The organism is Acidovorax sp. 100, assembly GCF_003688355.1.
GTDB lineage: Bacteria > Pseudomonadota > Gammaproteobacteria > Burkholderiales > Burkholderiaceae_C > Acidovorax > Acidovorax delafieldii.
In genome coordinates this window covers 1,664,171-1,680,021 of record NZ_REFD01000001.1, presented here as the reverse complement: position 1 = coordinate 1,680,021, position 15,851 = coordinate 1,664,171, and the positions used below count along the sequence as shown (strand labels likewise).

Sequence of the window (15,851 nt, the reverse complement as noted above, 5' to 3'; positions counted from 1 at the left end):
CATGTCGGCATCTGCGCACCCAGCCCTCGTCCCCGGGCGCTGGTTCGATGGCCAGAGCAGCAAGGCCCGGGCCGTGGTGGTGAGCCTGCGGCCCACGCCGCAAGGCCCCTCCTTGGTGCTGCACCCGCTCTCACAGCCCGGGGCCGAGCCTGTGGTCTTTGCCTGGAAACAGGTGGGCTGGCCCGAGGCCTGGAACGAGCGCAAGCCGCAGCCCCGCGTGGTCGTCGATCTGCGCGACCACGGCAGCGTCGAGATCGACGCCGTGGCCGAGTGGCGCGCTGCCCTGGCAGCAGCGGGCGAACGCCCCGGCATCGCACAACGCATGCAGACCCGCTGGCCCGTGCTGCTGGGCGTGACGGCCGCCGCCGTCATTGGCCTCACGCTGTTCTACCGCTACGGCACACCCTGGGCGGCCACGCAGCTCACGCGGTTTGTGCCCATCAGCTGGGAGACCAGCGTGGCCGAGAACGTGCTCCAGCAGATGGACAACGGCACCCTGAAGCCCAGCAAGCTGCCTTCGGCCCGACAAGACCAGCTCAAGGCGCGTTTTGACGCCCTGGTGCAGCAAACACCCCCTGGCCTGCAGCGTTACGCCGGCTACCGGCCGCCTTTGTCCCTGGAGTTCCGATCCGGCATGGGCGCCAATGCCTTTGCGCTGCCCGGCGGCAAAATCGTGATGACCGACGGCATCGTGAAGGCAGCGGCCGACAAGGGCCTGGACGACAACGCATTGGTGGGCGTGCTGGCCCACGAGGTCGGCCACGTGGTGCAGCGCCACACCACGCGCATGGTGGTGCAGCAGGGCGTGCTCAACATGGGCCTGGGGCTGGCGCTGGGCGATGTGTCCGGCATCGTTTCTACGGGTGCATCCTTGCTGACCGGCCTGGCCTACAGCCGCAGCCATGAGCGCGAGGCCGACTGCTATGCCATCGCCGTCATGCGCCACGCCGCACTGCCCACAGCGCCCATGGGCCAACTGCTGCTGGCGATTGCGCGCGATGAGGACAACGAAGAGGCCCAGAAAAAAGACCAGGGCAAGGGCCCGACCGCCGCAGCATCGGCGCCCTCCTCCGGGGCCAGCACACCCGATGCAGCGCGCCAGCGCAAGGTGGCTCAGGAGATCGGCTCGCACCCTGTCTGGTCGCTGCTGAGCAGCCACCCCGACACGGTGGAGCGTGCAACAGAGCTGGAGCAGGGGCAAGCCCCCCATTGCGCAAAAAACTGAACACAGACGCGCCACAGGGGCGGCGTGCTCACCACACGACCCTTGGCAAGTCGGGGTAAAAATAAAGTGTGAAGCGCGCCGATAAGCCGGATTCTGTGCACCACGGTTGCCCGCAGTGTGACCGCCATTAATCTGGGCCGGGTGTCGCCACCACGGCTCGGTGCTACCTACCCGCCAGCTCTGCGGAACCACATCAACGCTGGCCTACTTGGTATTGCTGCGCGTAGAGATTGCCCGTTTCACCCCCGGTGGTTTGCCTTGCGGCACTCCCCCGGGACTCGTCTCTGTTGCTCTGATCCTCACCTCACGGTGGGCAGCCGTTAGCTGCTACGCTGTCCTGTGCAGTCCGGACGTTCCTCCAGTGCCTGGTTTCCCAGATTGCACCAGCGGCGGTCTGGCGTGCTTCACGCATGGGATTATCGCCCAGCGGCCACGACGCGATCCCAGTCCAGACCAAAGCGCACAAGATACTTGCGCAGCCGGTCCGCGTCATTGACCACCGTGCGCTGCGTGCGCGAGGCCTGGAACAGCAGGCGCCCCGCGTCCGACAAAGTGCGCGATTGGCGGCAGACCTGCAGCACCGCCGCCAGTTGGAGCTGGTCGAAGAGGTCCATGGATTCCACCGCCTCGTCGCCCAACAGGGCCGCGAGTTCGTCGCGTCCCACCGTCCCTGTTGCAGATGCCAGCCCGCTGCGCGCATCGCTGGCGGGCTGCCACAGCCAGCGCAAACGGGCGATCTCGGCCTCGACCAGGGGCAGGCCGATGCGACCGCTGTCAGCCAGCGTGGCCAGGCGCGTGACGCTGGCCGACAGGTCGCGAAAGTTGCCGGTCCACAACGCTTCGGGCGACTGGGCATAGCGCAGGTAGGCGGCGCGCGCTTCGTTGGAAAAGCGCACGCTGCGTCCCAGTTCCGTGCCCGCACGCACCAGCAGGTGCTCCACGTTGGGCTCGATGTCTTCGGGTCGCTGGGCCAGGCCCGGCAGCACATAGCTCCAGAGGTTGATACGCGCAAACAGGTCCTCACGAAAGCGGCCGACGGCCACCTCGGTGCGCAGGTCGCGGTTGGTGCCCGCCACCAACTGGAAGTCGCTCTCCACCTCGCGGTCGCTGCCCAGGGGGTAGAAGCGTTTTTCCTCCACCGCCTTGAGCAGCATGGCCTGCTCGTCCGGGCCCAGCTCACCAATCTCGTCGAGGAACAACACCCCCTTGTGCGCCGTACGCAGCAAACCCGCACGGTCGGCCGCAGCGCCGGTGAACGAGCCTTTCTTGTGGCCGAACAGGGTGGACGCCGCGCCATCGCCATGCAGCGTGGCGCAGTTCACCTCCACAAATTCGCCCTCGACCTGGTGGCGGGATTTTTTCAGCTCATACATGCGCCGCGCCAGGTGCGACTTGCCTGCGCCCGTGGGCCCGGTGAACAGGATGGGCGCGCGCGAGCGCACCGCCACCCGCTCCACCTCGTCGATCAGCGCGTTGAAGCGCGCATTGCGCGTGGCAATGCCGCTTTTGAGGAACTGCACCGCATCCTGCTGCTCCTCGCCGAAGCGCTGCGCGATCACGTCGTAGCGAGAGAGGTCCAGGTCGATCAGCGTGTAGCTGCCAGGGTTGCCCATCTGCTGGCGCTTGGGCGGAGAGGTCTGCACCAGCACACCCGGAATGCGGCGCGACTCCACCAGCAGGAACAGGCAGATCTGCGCGACGTGCGTGCCGGTGGTGATGTGCGTCCAGTACTCCTCGCGCTCGGTGTCAAAGCGGTAGGCCTGCGTCCAGTCGTACAGCTGGGCATAGACCTCGCCAAAGTCCCACGGGTCGGCAATGGGCAGCGGCACCAGGTTCACCGTGGTCTCGGGCGAGGCAGTCGCCATGTCAGCGCGCACCTGGTGGGCCAGCTCGCGGTGCGGTGGTGTGTAGAGCAGCTCCAGCCGCTCGATCACCACGTCCTCATGCTGCACCAGCGATACGGTGGGGCGCCATTTCTCCCACCGCCCGGCGCCCCGGCCGGAGTCGAGCTGGGTGCCAAGGAATCCTATGACCACCTTGTTTTTGCGCATTTATTTTTGTCTATCTAACTAGCTTTCATTCTAGTTATTCTGAAAAGCGCATACCACACCAATTTCGCAAAACAAAAATATCACCATACAAATCAACAGCTTGCGCAAGTTGAATACCACTCACCACAAGCTGGCACACATCTGGCAATAGAAGAAGCATCCAGCGCAAGCGGTGACCGCTCACAGGCTGGGGTTAGGACAAATGTTCGCCCCACCGGTGCCGGGCGTCCGGGGCCTTCGGGTTCTGTTGATGTTCTGCATGCCGCACATCGCCAACGCTGGGTAGTGGCACGGTCGTGGTGACCACTCCGAAAGGAAGTGTCTGGTTCGACTCCAGGCGTGCCACCACTGGTAGCTCAGTCTGGTAGAGCCCCGCCGAAAGGCGGTTGTCGCAGGTTCGATTCCTGCCCACGGTCGCAAGACCTTGATTGGAAGTACCGGTCGAAAGACCACCCGCCGAACGCGGGGAGAGGCCCCGAGGTTGCGCAGCGACCGCAAGGGATTCACCCCGTCAGCCGGTGGCGGTTTGTGCCAGCACCCGGCACAGCCCGCGCCCGCAGCCAGCCGCGCTGCCGCCATTCCCGCTGGGGATGGGGGCAGCCACCACGGCGCACTGCACGGCCCAGGCTGCCCCCCCTGGCACCCCGCCATCGCTGTAACGGCAACCCGATACGACAACGAAGAAGAGAGAGGAAAAAGAGATGCTGACGAAGATGTTCCAACGCGCCACCGTCAAGAAGAACGAACGCGCCCTACTGCTGCGCAACGGCAGCTTTGACCGCGTGCTGCGCAGCGGCACCTACTGGCTGTTTGCGGGCACCGACCAGTTGCGCGTGGAGACCTTCGCCCTGGAACAACCCGCCTTCACCCACGGCCTGGCCGAGTACCTGATGGCGCAAGAGCCCGCGACGGTGGCCGCCGAGTTTGTGCAGGTCAACCTGTCGGAAACCGAAGTGGGCCTGCGCAGCGAAAACGGCGTGCTGGTCGAGATCCTGCCGCCCGGCACCCGCCGCCTTTTTTGGAAAAGCCTGGCGGAGGTGAGCGTGCAAGTGGTGGACCTGCAAGCGGGCGCTGAGTTACCCACCGCATTGGTGGCGCGATTGACGCAAACCCAACTGCGCCAGCGCAGCGTGACCGGCTTGGCCGGCGTGCTGCAGGTGCAGGTGCCCGAGGGCCAGTGCGCACTATTGACGGTGGACGGCAAGGTGGAGCGCCTGCTCACGGCTGGCACCTACGCCTTCTGGAAGTACGGCCGCACTGTGGCCGTGGAGATGGTGGATTTGCGCCTGCAAGCCGTGGAGGTTTCGGGCCAGGACATCATGACCCGTGACAAGGTCAGCCTGCGCCTGAACCTGTGCGCCACCTACCGCTACACCGATGTGCTGCGCGCTTTTGCCCAATTGCAAAAGCCTGCCGACCACCTGTACCGCGAGCTGCAGTTTGCGCTGCGCGCCGCCGTCGGCACCCGCACGCTCGACGAGCTGCTGGAGAACAAGACGGTGATCGACGACGTGGTGACCGCACACATGGCCGCCAAGCTGTTGCCCTACGGCATGCAGCTGGAAAGCGTGGGCGTGAAGGACATCGTGCTGCCGGGCGAGATGAAGACCATCCTGACCCAGGTGGTGCAGGCACAGAAGCAGGCCGAGGCCAACGTGATCCGCCGCCGCGAGGAAACCGCAGCCACGCGCTCGCTGCTCAACACGGCCAAGGTGATGGAGGACAACCCCGTCGCCCTGCGCATGAAGGAGCTGGAGACACTGGAACGCGTGGCCGAGCGCATCGACAAGATCTCCGTCTTCGGCGGTCTGGACCAGGTATTGAATGGATTGGTGAAGATGCGCTGAAGTGAGCAAAGCGCGAGGAGGAATGCGATGAAGAACAAAAAACTGACGCCCCGCGAAAAGCGCCAGCGGCGGGACAACGCTGCGGTCACCTGCGAATCCATTGGCCTCGACCCAGTGGTCTACAACGCGGCCCTGAGTTACCTGTTCGACCGCCCCGCATCCGACAAGAGCGGTCAGGAGTGGTACTGGGACATCGAAGAGCCCGCGTTCGAAGCCACGCCACTGCAATGGACGCACATCCAGACCGTGTTGTTCACCAACGCAGGAACCGACCTGGCGCCCTACAGCGACGATCAGGTCGGCATTGGGCTGAACCACGTGATGAGCAACAACGCCGGAGACATCCCGCACATGGTCAACGATCCGTCCGTGCCGCTGGCCGACGCGATGCGCATGGTGCAGGCGCTGCCCAGCTTGTGGCGTGAGTGTCTTGGTCCGCGCCTGGACACCGGGCCCAGCCCCATCGGGAGCCGAAGCGACCGACTCTACTTCGTGAGCTACATGTGGTTTGACGTGTGGCCCACGTTCTGGAACGCCAAGGACATCCCTGAATGGCGCGACGCGATGTGGCAGGTGTTCTGCGAAATGCTGGCAATGCCTTGGCGCGAAGCGCAGGTGTCGGCACTGCACGGGATCGGGCACGAAGGGTCACGCCTGAACAGACCCAAGGAATTGAAGGCACACATGGATGCCTTCATCCGCCAGTTGAAGAACGACGACGAACTGAAAAACTATGCCCAAGCCGCAGCGCGTGGAATGGTTCAATGAACAACAAAGACGAAAGAACAATATGAACAACAACTATGAACAACTCGAAGTCCCCAACGGCGTTCCCGTGAAGATGTGGACGAACGGCGTGCCCGTGGAAGAAGAAGCCAGGAACCAGCTGCGCAACATCGCGCGCCTGCCCGTCGTGTTCAAGCACGTGGCGGTGATGCCCGACGTGCACCTGGGAATCGGCGCCACCATTGGATCGGTGGTGCCCACCCTCAAGGCCATCATCCCCGCCGCGGTGGGGGTGGACCTGGGGTGCGGAATGATGGCGTGCAAGACCACGCTGACCGCGAGCGACCTGCCCGACAACCTGTCCGGCGTGCGAGCCGCCATCGAGCGCGCCGTGCCGGTGGGCATGACGCCCAAGCGCTTTGGCCGCGACAAGGGGAGCTGGGATACGCCGCCCGCTGAAACCGACCGCGCCTGGGCCGGTCTGGTGGATGAGTTCGAGGAAATTTGCGAGGCGCACCCGCGCATCAAGAACACCAACAACTACAAGCACCTGGGAACGCTGGGAACGGGTAACCACTTCATCGAGATCTGCCTGGACGAACACCAGAGCGTGTGGGTGATGCTGCACTCCGGTTCGCGCGGGGTGGGGAACGCCATCGGCACCCACTTCATCGAGCTGGCCAAGAAGGACGCAGAGATGAACCAGCGCAACCTGCCCGACAAGGACCTGGCGTACTTCGAGGAAGGCGCGCAGTACTTCGGTGACTACGTGAAGGCCGTGGGGTGGGCGCAGAAGTTTGCCGCCGCCAACCGCGAGGTGATGATGGGCCGCGTGATTGCCGCGCTGCGCAAGGTGATCACCAAGCCATTCGAGACGCACGTGGAAGCCGTGAACTGCCACCACAACTACGTGCAGCGCGAAACGCACTTCGGGCAAGACGTGTTCGTGACCCGCAAGGGCGCGGTGAGTGCCGAGCAAGGCAAGCTGGGGATCATCCCTGGGAGCATGGGGGCGAAGAGCTTCATCGTGCGCGGAAAGGGTCACCCCGAGAGCTTCAACAGCTGCAGCCACGGCGCAGGCCGCACCATGAGCCGCACCAAGGCCAAGAAGCTGTTCACCGTGGAAGACCAGATCAAGGCGACCGAAGGCGTGGAATGCCGAAAGGATGCGGATGTCATTGACGAGATTCCGATGGCGTACAAGAACATCGACGCGGTGATGGCGGCGCAGGAAGACCTGGTGGAGGTGGTTTACACGCTCAAGCAAGTCGTATGCGTGAAGGGATGAACGTGCAGCAACTGGACTTAGACGGCTCCACCGGCGAAGGCGGCGGCCAGATCCTGCGCACCGGCCTGGCCCTGTCCATGGTCACCGGCCGCCCACTGAACATCACGCGCATCCGTGCGGGGCGGCCCAAGCCGGGGCTGATGCGCCAGCACTTGGCCTGTGTGCAGGCGGCGGTGGCCGTGTGCGGTGGGCATGCCGAAGGCGCGGAGCTGAATTCGCAAACGCTGGTGTTCACACCCGGCGTGGTGCGTGCGGGCGACTACCGTTTTCAGATCGCGACGGCAGGCAGTTGCCTGCTGGTGCTGCAGACGGTGCTGCCTGCGCTGATGCTGGCCGATGGCCCGAGCAAGGTCGAGCTGGCGGGTGGCACGCACAACCCGATGGCGCCGCCGTTTGATTTTCTGGAACGGGCCTTTGCACCGCTGGTGCGGCGGCTGGGGGTCGGGCTGGAGTTGCAACTGCAGCGGCGGGGCTTCTACCCCGCCGGGGGCGGCGAGCTGGTGGCGCACATCATGCCCGCCACCGCCACCACGCAGCCGCTGGCGCCGGTGGATGTGCTGGAGCGCGGCCCGTTGCAAAACGGCTGGGGCGAGGCACTGGCACCCGGCCTGGCGCGCCACATAGCGACGCGGGAGCTGGAGGCGCTGGGCCAGCGCATGGGGTGGACGTTCGAGTCCGGCCAACTGCGCCAGCCATCCACACGCCAGAACGAGGGCCCTGGCAATGCGCTGATCGCCACGCTGGAGTATGCGCAGGTGACCGAGGTGTTTTGCCAGTTGGGCGAGCGCAGCCTGTCGGCCGAGCAGGTGGCCAAGCGGCTGGTGGACGAGGTGCGCGCCTACCAGCGCAGCACCGGCGCGCTGGGCCCGCACCTGGCGGACCAGTGGATGCTGCCGCTGGCCCTGTCTGTGTGGCGCAGTGGGCAGGCCGCGCGCTACACCTGCACCAAGGTTACGCAGCACACGGTTACCAATGCGCAGACCATCGCGCTAGGCTTGCCGGTTCAGGTTCAGATCACCCCCTCAGAGGATGCAATGCACGTTGAGATATCTCCCGTGCCCTGAAGGGCCAGCGCGGCATGGACCCATACCCTGGCTATATCCATATGACCAGGGCCGTAGAACAAGTGGTTCAGAATGCGCACCACACCCCTTCCCTTTGACCCATCCGACACCTCACAGGAGACGCCATGAAAGTTGACAACATTCTTCAGACCATTGGCAACACGCCCCACGTGCGCATCAACCGCCTGTTCGGCCCCGGCGCCAATGTGTGGGTGAAGTCGGAGCGCAGCAACCCCGGCGGCTCCATCAAGGACCGCATTGCGCTGGCGATGGTGGAAGACGCTGAAAAGTCCGGCGCGCTGAAGCCCGGCGGCACCATCATCGAGCCCACCTCGGGCAACACCGGCATTGGCCTGGCGCTGGTGGCGGCCGTCAAGGGCTACAAGCTCGTCCTCGTGATGCCCGACAGCATGAGCATCGAACGCCGCCGCCTGATGCTGGCCTATGGCGCGCAGTTCGACCTGACCCCGCGCGAAAAAGGCATGAAGGGCGCCATCGCCCGCGCGCAAGAGCTGCAGGCGCAGACGCCCGGCTCGTGGATTCCGCAGCAGTTCGAGAACCCCGCCAACATCGACATCCATGTGCGCACCACGGCGCAGGAGATCCTGGCAGATTTCCCCGACGGCATTGATGTGCTGATCACGGGGGTGGGCACCGGTGGACACATCACAGGCGTGGCGCGGGTGCTCAAAGCCAAGTTCCCCCAACTCAAGGTGTTTGCGGTGGAGCCCACGGCCTCGCCGGTGATCTCGGGCGGCGCGCCGTCGCCCCACCCCATCCAGGGCATTGGCGCGGGGTTCATCCCCAAGAACCTCGACACCAGCCTGCTCGACGGCGTGATCCAGGTCGATGCCGAACCGGCCCGCGAATACGCCCGCCGCTCTGCGCGCGAAGAGGGCATCCTGGTGGGCATCTCGTCCGGCGCTACCTTGGCCGCCATTGCCCAGAAGCTGCCCGAGCTGCCCGCAGGCGCCAAGGTGCTGGGCTTCAACTACGACACGGGCGAGCGCTACCTGTCGGTGGAAGGTTTCCTGCCGGCCTGATGGCCGCTGGCACGCAGCGCACTCACACCAGGGCCCTTCGGGGCCCCTTTTTTTTGGGCTGCGCAGCACAAAGCCACGGCCAGCCGTCCTACAGCGGCGGGGCACGCAGGCCAGAACAATCAGTGTTCGCACCGGCCCACCTCTGCGGTGATTTCGCCGGAGCCCTTCCCAACGATTGCAACTGCCCATGGCCCCGAACTCCGCGACAGACTCCCAGCCTATTGCGTTCAAGGTGCTCACCGTGAACGTGCACAAGGGCTTCACCACCTTCAACCGGCGCTTCATGCTGCACGAGCTGCGCGAGGCCGTGCGCGATGTGGCGGCCGACCTGGTGTTCTTGCAGGAGGTGCTGGGCACGCACCACCGGCACGCCAGCCGGTTCGCCAACTTTCCGCAGGTGCCGCACTACGAGTTTCTGGCCGACACCATCTGGTCGCAATACGCCTACGGCCGCAATGCGGTGTATGACAACGGCGACCACGGCAATGCGCTGTTGTCCAAGTTTCCGATCACGCATTACGAGAACCACGACATCTCGGTGAGCGGGCCCGAACGGCGCGGCATGCTGCACTGTGTGCTGCAGCCTCCCGGGCACCACCTGCCGGTGCATGCCGTGTGTGTGCACCTGGGCCTGCAGGAGTCGCACCGGCAGCACCAGTTGCGCCGCGTGTGCGATCTGGTCAACAGCTTTCCCGCCCACGAGCCTGTGGTGCTGGCGGGCGACTTCAACGACTGGCGCCACCGTGCCCACCGGGTGCTTCAGCACGAGGCGGGATTGCAGGAAGTGTTTGTGCAGGCCTTTGGCCGGGCGGTGCGCACGTTTCCGGCGGCGATGCCTCTGCTGGCGCTGGACCGCATTTATGTGCGCAACGCGACCGTGCACTCGCCACTGGCACTGCCCAAGAAACCCTGGGACAAGCTCTCGGACCATGCGCCCCTGGCTGCGGAGATCCTGCTATGAAACGCCCTACCTTCCGCGCGCCACGCTCGTCCCGCTGGGTGCCCGGCAACCATTTCGAGTTGCTCGAAAACGGCGAGGAGTTCTTTCCCCGCGTGTTCCAGGCCATTGCCGAAGCCCGGCGCGAGGTCATGCTGGAAACCTTCATCCTGTTCGAGGACAAGATCGGCCAGCAGCTGCACGCCGCTTTGCTGGCGGCCGCCCGGCGGGGCGTGGAGGTGCATGTGCTGGTGGACGGCTTTGGCTCGCCCGATCTGTCGGACCAGTTTGTCGGCAGCCTGGTGGAGGCCGGCGTGCACTTTCGCATCTTTGACCCGGGCCGCCGTTTCCTGGGCCAGCGGCTGAACCTGCTGCGCCGCATGCATCGCAAGATCGTGGTGGTGGACGGGCACCTGGGGTTCATTGGTGGCATCAACTACTCGGCCGACCATGTGGCCGACTTTGGCCCCGAAGCCAAGCAAGACTATGCCGTGCAGGTGCGCGGTCCCATCGTGGCTCAGATGCACCACTTCACCCGCGAGGCCGTGCTCAGCCGCCAGGACCGCAAGCGCCACCAAGCCGCAGGCATCACCGGGCGCCCGCACGCGGGCACGGCGCACGCGATGTTCGTGACACGCGACAACCAGCAGCACACCAACGACATCGAGCGCCACTACCGCGTGGCCCTGCGCGCAGCGCGCAGCCGGGTGGTGATTGCCAACGCCTACTTCTTCCCGGGTTACCGGTTCATCCGCGAGATGCGGCGCGCCGCGAAACGGGGGGTAGATGTGCGCATCATCCTGCAAGGCCAGCCCGACATGCCCATCGTGAAGACGGCAGCCAGCCTGCTGTACGACCACCTGCAGCGCGCAGGCGTGCGGGTGTACGAATACTGCGACCGCCCGCTGCACGGCAAGGTGGCGCTGGTGGACGAGGACTGGTCCACCGTGGGCTCCAGCAACCTTGACCCGCTGAGCCTGTCGTTGAACCTGGAGGCCAACGTGATCATCCAGGACCGCGCGTTCAACGCCCACCTGCACCGCCGCCTGTCGCACCTGATGGAGCACAGCTGCAAGCAGGTGCAAGCCACAGCCCCCAGCCGCTGGAACGGCATGCGCCTGCTGCGCAGCTATGCGGTGTTCCACCTGCTGCGCTGGTTCCCCGCATGGGCGGGCTGGCTGCCCCGCCACGAGCCCCAGATCACGCTCGCGAACCCGGGGGCGGGTGCGGCAGAGCCCACTGGCAGCCCCGCCACCTGAGCCGGCAGGCGCCCACCATGGCCACCCCCACGCTGCACGCGGACACCCAGGCGGGCGGCGCCACCGACGCCCTGCAGGCGCCATCCCGCAGGGGCAGCAACCGCCACACCCCCAGTGGATGGCGCCAATGGCCGCAGCAGGCCTGGTGGCCCTGGCTCACCCGGGGGCTCGCCCTCGCCTTCTTTGCGGTGGTGGCCGGACTGATCTTTCGGCAGGCGCGCTCGGTGGACTGGACCGCCGTGCTGCAGGCGCTGCGCGACCTGCCCGCCACCGCACTGGCGCTGGGCGGCGCGCTGGCGCTGCTGAGCCACTTCACCTACGGCAGCTTTGACTGGGTGGGGCGCCATTGCAGCGGCCACCGCCTGACGCGCGGCACCACGCTGGCGATTGCCATGACGAGCTATCCGTTCACGCTCAACCTGGGATCGCTGATTGGCGGCGTGGGTGTGCGCTACCGGCTGTACGACCGGCGCGGCGTGGACCCCGGCACCATCGGCCAGGTGGTGGGCACCAGCATCGTCACCAACTGGGTGGGCTACCTGATGCTGGCAGGCGTGCTGTCATGGCTGTGGCAGCCCCCGGCAGTGGCCGGGTGGACGGTAGCGTCCTGGCAATGGCACTTGGGCGGCACGGTACTGGGCGGCCTGCCGCTGGCCTACCTGGCACTGTGCGCGGTGCGCAGGGGCCGCGCGCTCACGCTGCGCGGCCATGCGTTTCCGCTACCGCACTGGCCCGTGGCGCTGTGGCAAATCGCGGCATCGGCCACCAACTGGATGCTGATGGGCGCCGCACTGTGGACGGTGCTGCAACACCAGGTGGCCTACCCCGCCGCCCTGGCCACGGTGCTGTTGGGCGCCGTGGCCGGGCTGGTGCTGCGCGTGCCTGCGGGCCTGGGCGTGCTGGAGGCCGTGGGCGTGGCGCTGCTGGCCACCGACGCATTGGGGCAAGAACAGGTGCTGGCGGCACTGCTGGCCTACCGGGCGCTGTACTACTTTGGGCCGTTGGTGCTGGCCGCCGTGGCACTGGGTGTGGCCGAGCTGCGCTGGCGCCAGGGGCCTGCGCAAGGCATGCAGCGCACTCCGTAGTCAGAATTTCAGCCAAAAGTGCCAGATGCGCTAGTGCATATTGGCCTTGTTGCTATCATTTTTATATAGCCCTGCCGCCCGATACCCCGGTAACTCGGTCCGACAGGGGTTCCGCCCGCTGCGCGGACCCCGTATCATCCCGGCCCCACGCCATTGCTTTTCGCCCGATCGACACGGGCCCGCAAGACCATGATCCGACTCTCCGAAATCCGGCTGCCGTTCACCGTGGCCGAGGCCCCCGAGGCGCCCCTGCGCGCCGCTGCCGCCCAAATCCTGGGCCTGGCAGACGCCGACATTGCCCACCTGCACGTCTTCAAGCGCAGCTTTGACGCGCGCAAGGCCGACCTGCTGGCGGTCTACATCGTGGACGTGACGCTGGCCCAGCCCGAGCGCGAAGCCGCGCTGCTGGCCCAGTTTGCTGGCAACCCACACATCCAGCCCACGCCCGACATGGCCTGGCACCCCGTGGGCCAGGCGCCTGCCGAGCTGCCCTTGCGCCCGGTGGTGGTGGGCTTTGGCCCCTGCGGCATCTTTGCTGCGCTGGTGCTGGCGCAGATGGGCTTCAAGCCCATCGTGCTGGAGCGCGGCAAGACCGTGCGCGAACGCACCAAGGACACCTGGGGCCTGTGGCGCAAGCGCGAGCTGCATGCCGAAAGCAACGTGCAGTTTGGCGAAGGCGGCGCCGGCACGTTCAGCGACGGCAAGCTCTACAGCCAGATCAAGGACCCGCGCCACCTGGGCCGCAAGGTGATGAACGAGTTCGTCAAAGCCGGTGCGCCCGAAGAAATCCTGTATGTCGCCCACCCGCACATCGGTACCTTCAAGCTGGTGAAGGTGGTGGAAAACCTGCGCGAACAGATCATTGCGCTGGGTGGCGAGATCCGCTTTGAGCAGCGCGTGACGGATGTGGTCATCGAAGGCACAGGCGGTGCGCGCCACCTGCGCGGCCTCAAGGTGCTCAACCAGGCCACGGGCGAGACGACTGAGCTGCGCGCCGACCATGTGGTGATGGCGCTGGGCCATAGCTCGCGCGACACCTTTGCCATGCTGTACCAGCGTGGCGTGGCCATGGAGGCCAAGCCGTTTTCCATCGGTTTCCGCATCGAACACCCGCAGGGCGTGATCGACCGCGCCCGCTGGGGCCGCCACGCAGGCCACCCGCTGCTGGGCGCAGCCGACTACAAGCTGGTGCACCACGCCGCCAACGGCCGCGCGGTGTACAGCTTCTGCATGTGCCCCGGTGGCACGGTGGTGGCCGCCACCAGCGAACCCCACCGCGTGGTGACCAACGGCATGAGCCAGTATTCGCGCAACGAGCGCAATGCCAATGCGGGCATGGTGGTGGGCATCGACCCCCGCGACTACCCGCAGGACGCGCAGGCGTTTGAAACCCACCTGGGCCAGACCTATGGCGTGGAAGCCCTGCCCGCCGGGCAGTTCCACCCCCTGTCGGGCAGCGTGCTGCAGCGCCAGCTCGAATCGAATGCGTTTGTGTTGGGCGGGCGCGACTACAGCGCGCCGGGCCAACTGGTGGGCGAGTTCATTGCGGGCAAGCCTTCGACCCAGCTGGGCAGCGTGGAGCCCTCGTACAAGCCCGGCGTGGCCCTGGGTGACCTGCACGCCGCCCTGCCCGGCTATGCCATCGAGGCCCTGCGCGAGGCGCTGCCGGTGTTCGGCCGCAAGATCAAGGGCTTTGACATGCACGACGCGGTGCTGACGGGCGTGGAAACGCGCACCTCGTCGCCGCTCAAGATTGGCCGTGGCGACAACTTGCAAAGCCTGAACACGCCGGGCCTGTACCCGGCGGGCGAAGGCGCCAGCTACGCGGGCGGCATTCTGTCCGCCGGCGTGGATGGCATCAAGGTCGGCGAGGCCGTCGCCCGGAGCCTGCTGGGCGCAGCGGGCTGACCTGCCTCCTGGCGGTGCCTGCCCGTGGCACCGCTTACTTGCGCTGCAAAAAGTCCACGGCCAGCGCCGCCAGCGAGCGAGCGCCCACGGGCAACTGGTCTTCGTCGATGTCGAACAGCGCAGAGTGGTTGGGCGGGGCCTTGGCAAAATCCTTGCCCTTGGGTGGCGCACCCAGGAAGTAGAAGAAGCCCGGCACGACCTTCTGGAACTCCGAGAAGTCCTCCGACCCTGCCACCTTCGGGATCACCATGGTCTTGCCGCCCATGGCCAGGTTCAGCGCGGGCAGCGAGGCCTGCGTGAGCGGCGCAGGGTTGGTGGTCACGGGGTAGGCCACGGGGCCAAAACGCACGCTGGCCTTGGCACCGCTGGCGGCGGCAATCGACTCGGCCGTGGTGGTGATGCGCTTGAGCGCTTCCTGGCGCATGTCTTCGTCAAAGGTGCGCAGCGTGCCCATCATCTCCACCTTGTCGGGGATGATGTTGTAGCGGGTGCCGCCCTGGATCTGGCCGATGGTGACCACCGCCGGTTCCTGGCTGATGTTGAGCTGGCGGCTCACCACGGTCTGCAGGCCCATCACCACCTGGCTGGCGGCCACTATGGGGTCGATAGTGGCCCAGGGCGACGAGCCATGGCCGCCACGCCCTTCCACATGGATGGTGATGTTGTCCGACCCGGCCATCAGCGGGCCGCTGCGGTAGCCCACCACGCCGCCTGGCAGGTTGGAGGTGATGTGCAGCCCGTATATGGCCTGCACGTCCTTGAGCGCACCGGCTTCGATCATGGCCTTGGCGCCGAAGCTGGGCACCTTGCCGTTGGCGTCGGGCTCCACGGGCGCGCCCTCTTCGGCGGGCTGGAAGATGAACTTGATCGTGCCGGGCAGCTGCGCCTTCATGCCCGCCAGCACCTCGGCCGCGCCCATCAGCATGGCGGTGTGGGCGTCATGGCCGCAGGCGTGCATCACGGGCACTTCCTTGCCCAGGTAGTTGGCCTTGGCCTTGCTCGCAAACGGCAGGCCGGTGTTCTCGGGCACGGGCAGAGCATCCATGTCAGCGCGCAGCGCCACCACCTTACCGGGCAGGCCCCCCTTGAGCGTGCCCACCACGCCGGTGCCGCCCACGCCGGTCTGCACGTCCATGCCCAGCTTCTTCAGGTGCTCAGCCACGAGCTTGGCCGTGCGCACTTCCTGGCCCGAGAGTTCGGGGTGGGCATGGATGTCGCGGCGCCAGTTGACCATCTTGGGCGCCACGGCCGTCACGGCGGCATCGATGGCCTGCAGGCCGGCGGCGTCCAGGGCCTGGGCCTGGGCGGACGATGCGAACGTCAGCCCGCTGAGAAGCAGGCCGGTGGCCAGCGAGATGGCAGAGAGGGGTTTGTGCATGAGACAGATCCGTGCAGGAAGTGAAAACAAAAGGGAATGC

12 protein-coding genes, 1 tRNA gene and 1 other RNA gene are annotated in these 15,851 nt (G+C 66.2%); 11 read left to right on the top strand and 3 right to left on the bottom strand.

Annotated elements, in window-relative coordinates; genetic code table 11:
* The first annotated feature begins 1 nt into the window (after position 1).
* Entirely contained in the window at positions 2 to 1,225 is a 1,224-nt protein-coding gene (locus tag C8C96_RS07900) for a M48 family metallopeptidase (protein WP_121941970.1), read from the top strand.
* Between the two features lie 66 nt (positions 1,226 to 1,291).
* On the opposite strand, the gene rnpB is transcribed toward C8C96_RS07900, so the two are convergent.
* An RNA gene (gene rnpB / locus C8C96_RS07895) (RNase P RNA component class A) lies at positions 1,292 to 1,631 on the bottom strand.
* A gap of 10 nt (positions 1,632 to 1,641) precedes the next feature.
* Positions 1,642 to 3,276 (bottom strand): RNA repair transcriptional activator RtcR, encoded by a 1,635-nt coding sequence (gene rtcR / locus C8C96_RS07890; RefSeq protein WP_121941969.1) that lies wholly within the window; start codon positions 3,274 to 3,276, stop codon positions 1,642 to 1,644.
* Between the two features lie 344 nt (positions 3,277 to 3,620).
* On the opposite strand from rtcR, the gene C8C96_RS07885 reads away from it, so the two are divergent.
* The 10 genes from C8C96_RS07885 (at position 3,621) to C8C96_RS07840 (ending at position 14,433) form a co-directional block, all read left to right on the top strand.
* A tRNA-OTHER gene (locus tag C8C96_RS07885) sits at positions 3,621 to 3,693 on the top strand.
* A gap of 296 nt (positions 3,694 to 3,989) precedes the next feature.
* Positions 3,990 to 5,123 carry a slipin family protein gene (locus C8C96_RS07880; protein WP_121943925.1) on the top strand — a complete coding sequence of 378 codons (1,134 nt, stop codon included), beginning with the start codon at positions 3,990 to 3,992 and terminating at the stop codon, positions 5,121 to 5,123.
* 27 nt (positions 5,124 to 5,150) lie between these two features.
* Positions 5,151 to 5,891, top strand: a complete 741-nt coding sequence (locus C8C96_RS07875) for a hypothetical protein (RefSeq protein WP_121941968.1) — start codon at positions 5,151 to 5,153, stop codon at positions 5,889 to 5,891.
* Positions 5,892 to 5,913: 22 nt separating this feature from the next.
* The gene (locus C8C96_RS07870) at positions 5,914 to 7,137 is read left to right on the top strand and encodes an RtcB family protein (protein WP_121941967.1); all 1,224 of its coding nucleotides are present in this window, start codon (positions 5,914 to 5,916) and stop codon (positions 7,135 to 7,137) included.
* On the top strand, positions 7,122 to 8,201 hold the full coding sequence (rtcA, locus tag C8C96_RS07865; protein WP_233584188.1) for an RNA 3'-terminal phosphate cyclase: 1,080 nt from the start codon (positions 7,122 to 7,124) through the stop codon (positions 8,199 to 8,201). The genes C8C96_RS07870 and rtcA overlap by 16 nt, the downstream gene beginning before the upstream one ends.
* A 125-nt stretch (positions 8,202 to 8,326) precedes the next feature.
* Positions 8,327 to 9,244, top strand: a complete 918-nt coding sequence (gene cysK / locus C8C96_RS07860) for a cysteine synthase A (RefSeq protein WP_056059308.1) — start codon at positions 8,327 to 8,329, stop codon at positions 9,242 to 9,244.
* A gap of 187 nt (positions 9,245 to 9,431) precedes the next feature.
* Positions 9,432 to 10,205, top strand: a complete 774-nt coding sequence (locus C8C96_RS07855; protein ID WP_056745297.1) for an endonuclease/exonuclease/phosphatase family protein — start codon at positions 9,432 to 9,434, stop codon at positions 10,203 to 10,205.
* Complete coding sequence (gene clsB, locus C8C96_RS07850; protein ID WP_121941966.1) at positions 10,202 to 11,440, top strand: cardiolipin synthase ClsB; 1,239 nt, start codon at positions 10,202 to 10,204, stop codon at positions 11,438 to 11,440. The genes C8C96_RS07855 and clsB overlap by 4 nt, the downstream gene beginning before the upstream one ends.
* Before the next feature lie 17 nt (positions 11,441 to 11,457).
* Complete coding sequence (locus C8C96_RS07845) at positions 11,458 to 12,525, top strand: lysylphosphatidylglycerol synthase domain-containing protein (protein ID WP_121941965.1); 1,068 nt, start codon at positions 11,458 to 11,460, stop codon at positions 12,523 to 12,525.
* Between the two features lie 189 nt (positions 12,526 to 12,714).
* A complete protein-coding gene (locus C8C96_RS07840; protein ID WP_121941964.1) occupies positions 12,715 to 14,433 on the top strand; it encodes an NAD(P)/FAD-dependent oxidoreductase in 1,719 nt (572 codons plus the stop codon).
* Between the two features lie 34 nt (positions 14,434 to 14,467).
* Here C8C96_RS07840 and C8C96_RS07835 read toward each other — a convergent pair whose 3' ends face one another.
* Positions 14,468 to 15,811: an amidohydrolase gene (locus C8C96_RS07835; RefSeq protein ID WP_056059323.1), complete on the bottom strand. Its 1,344-nt coding sequence runs from the start codon at positions 15,809 to 15,811 to the stop codon at positions 14,468 to 14,470.
* Positions 15,812 to 15,851: the final 40 nt, after the last annotated feature.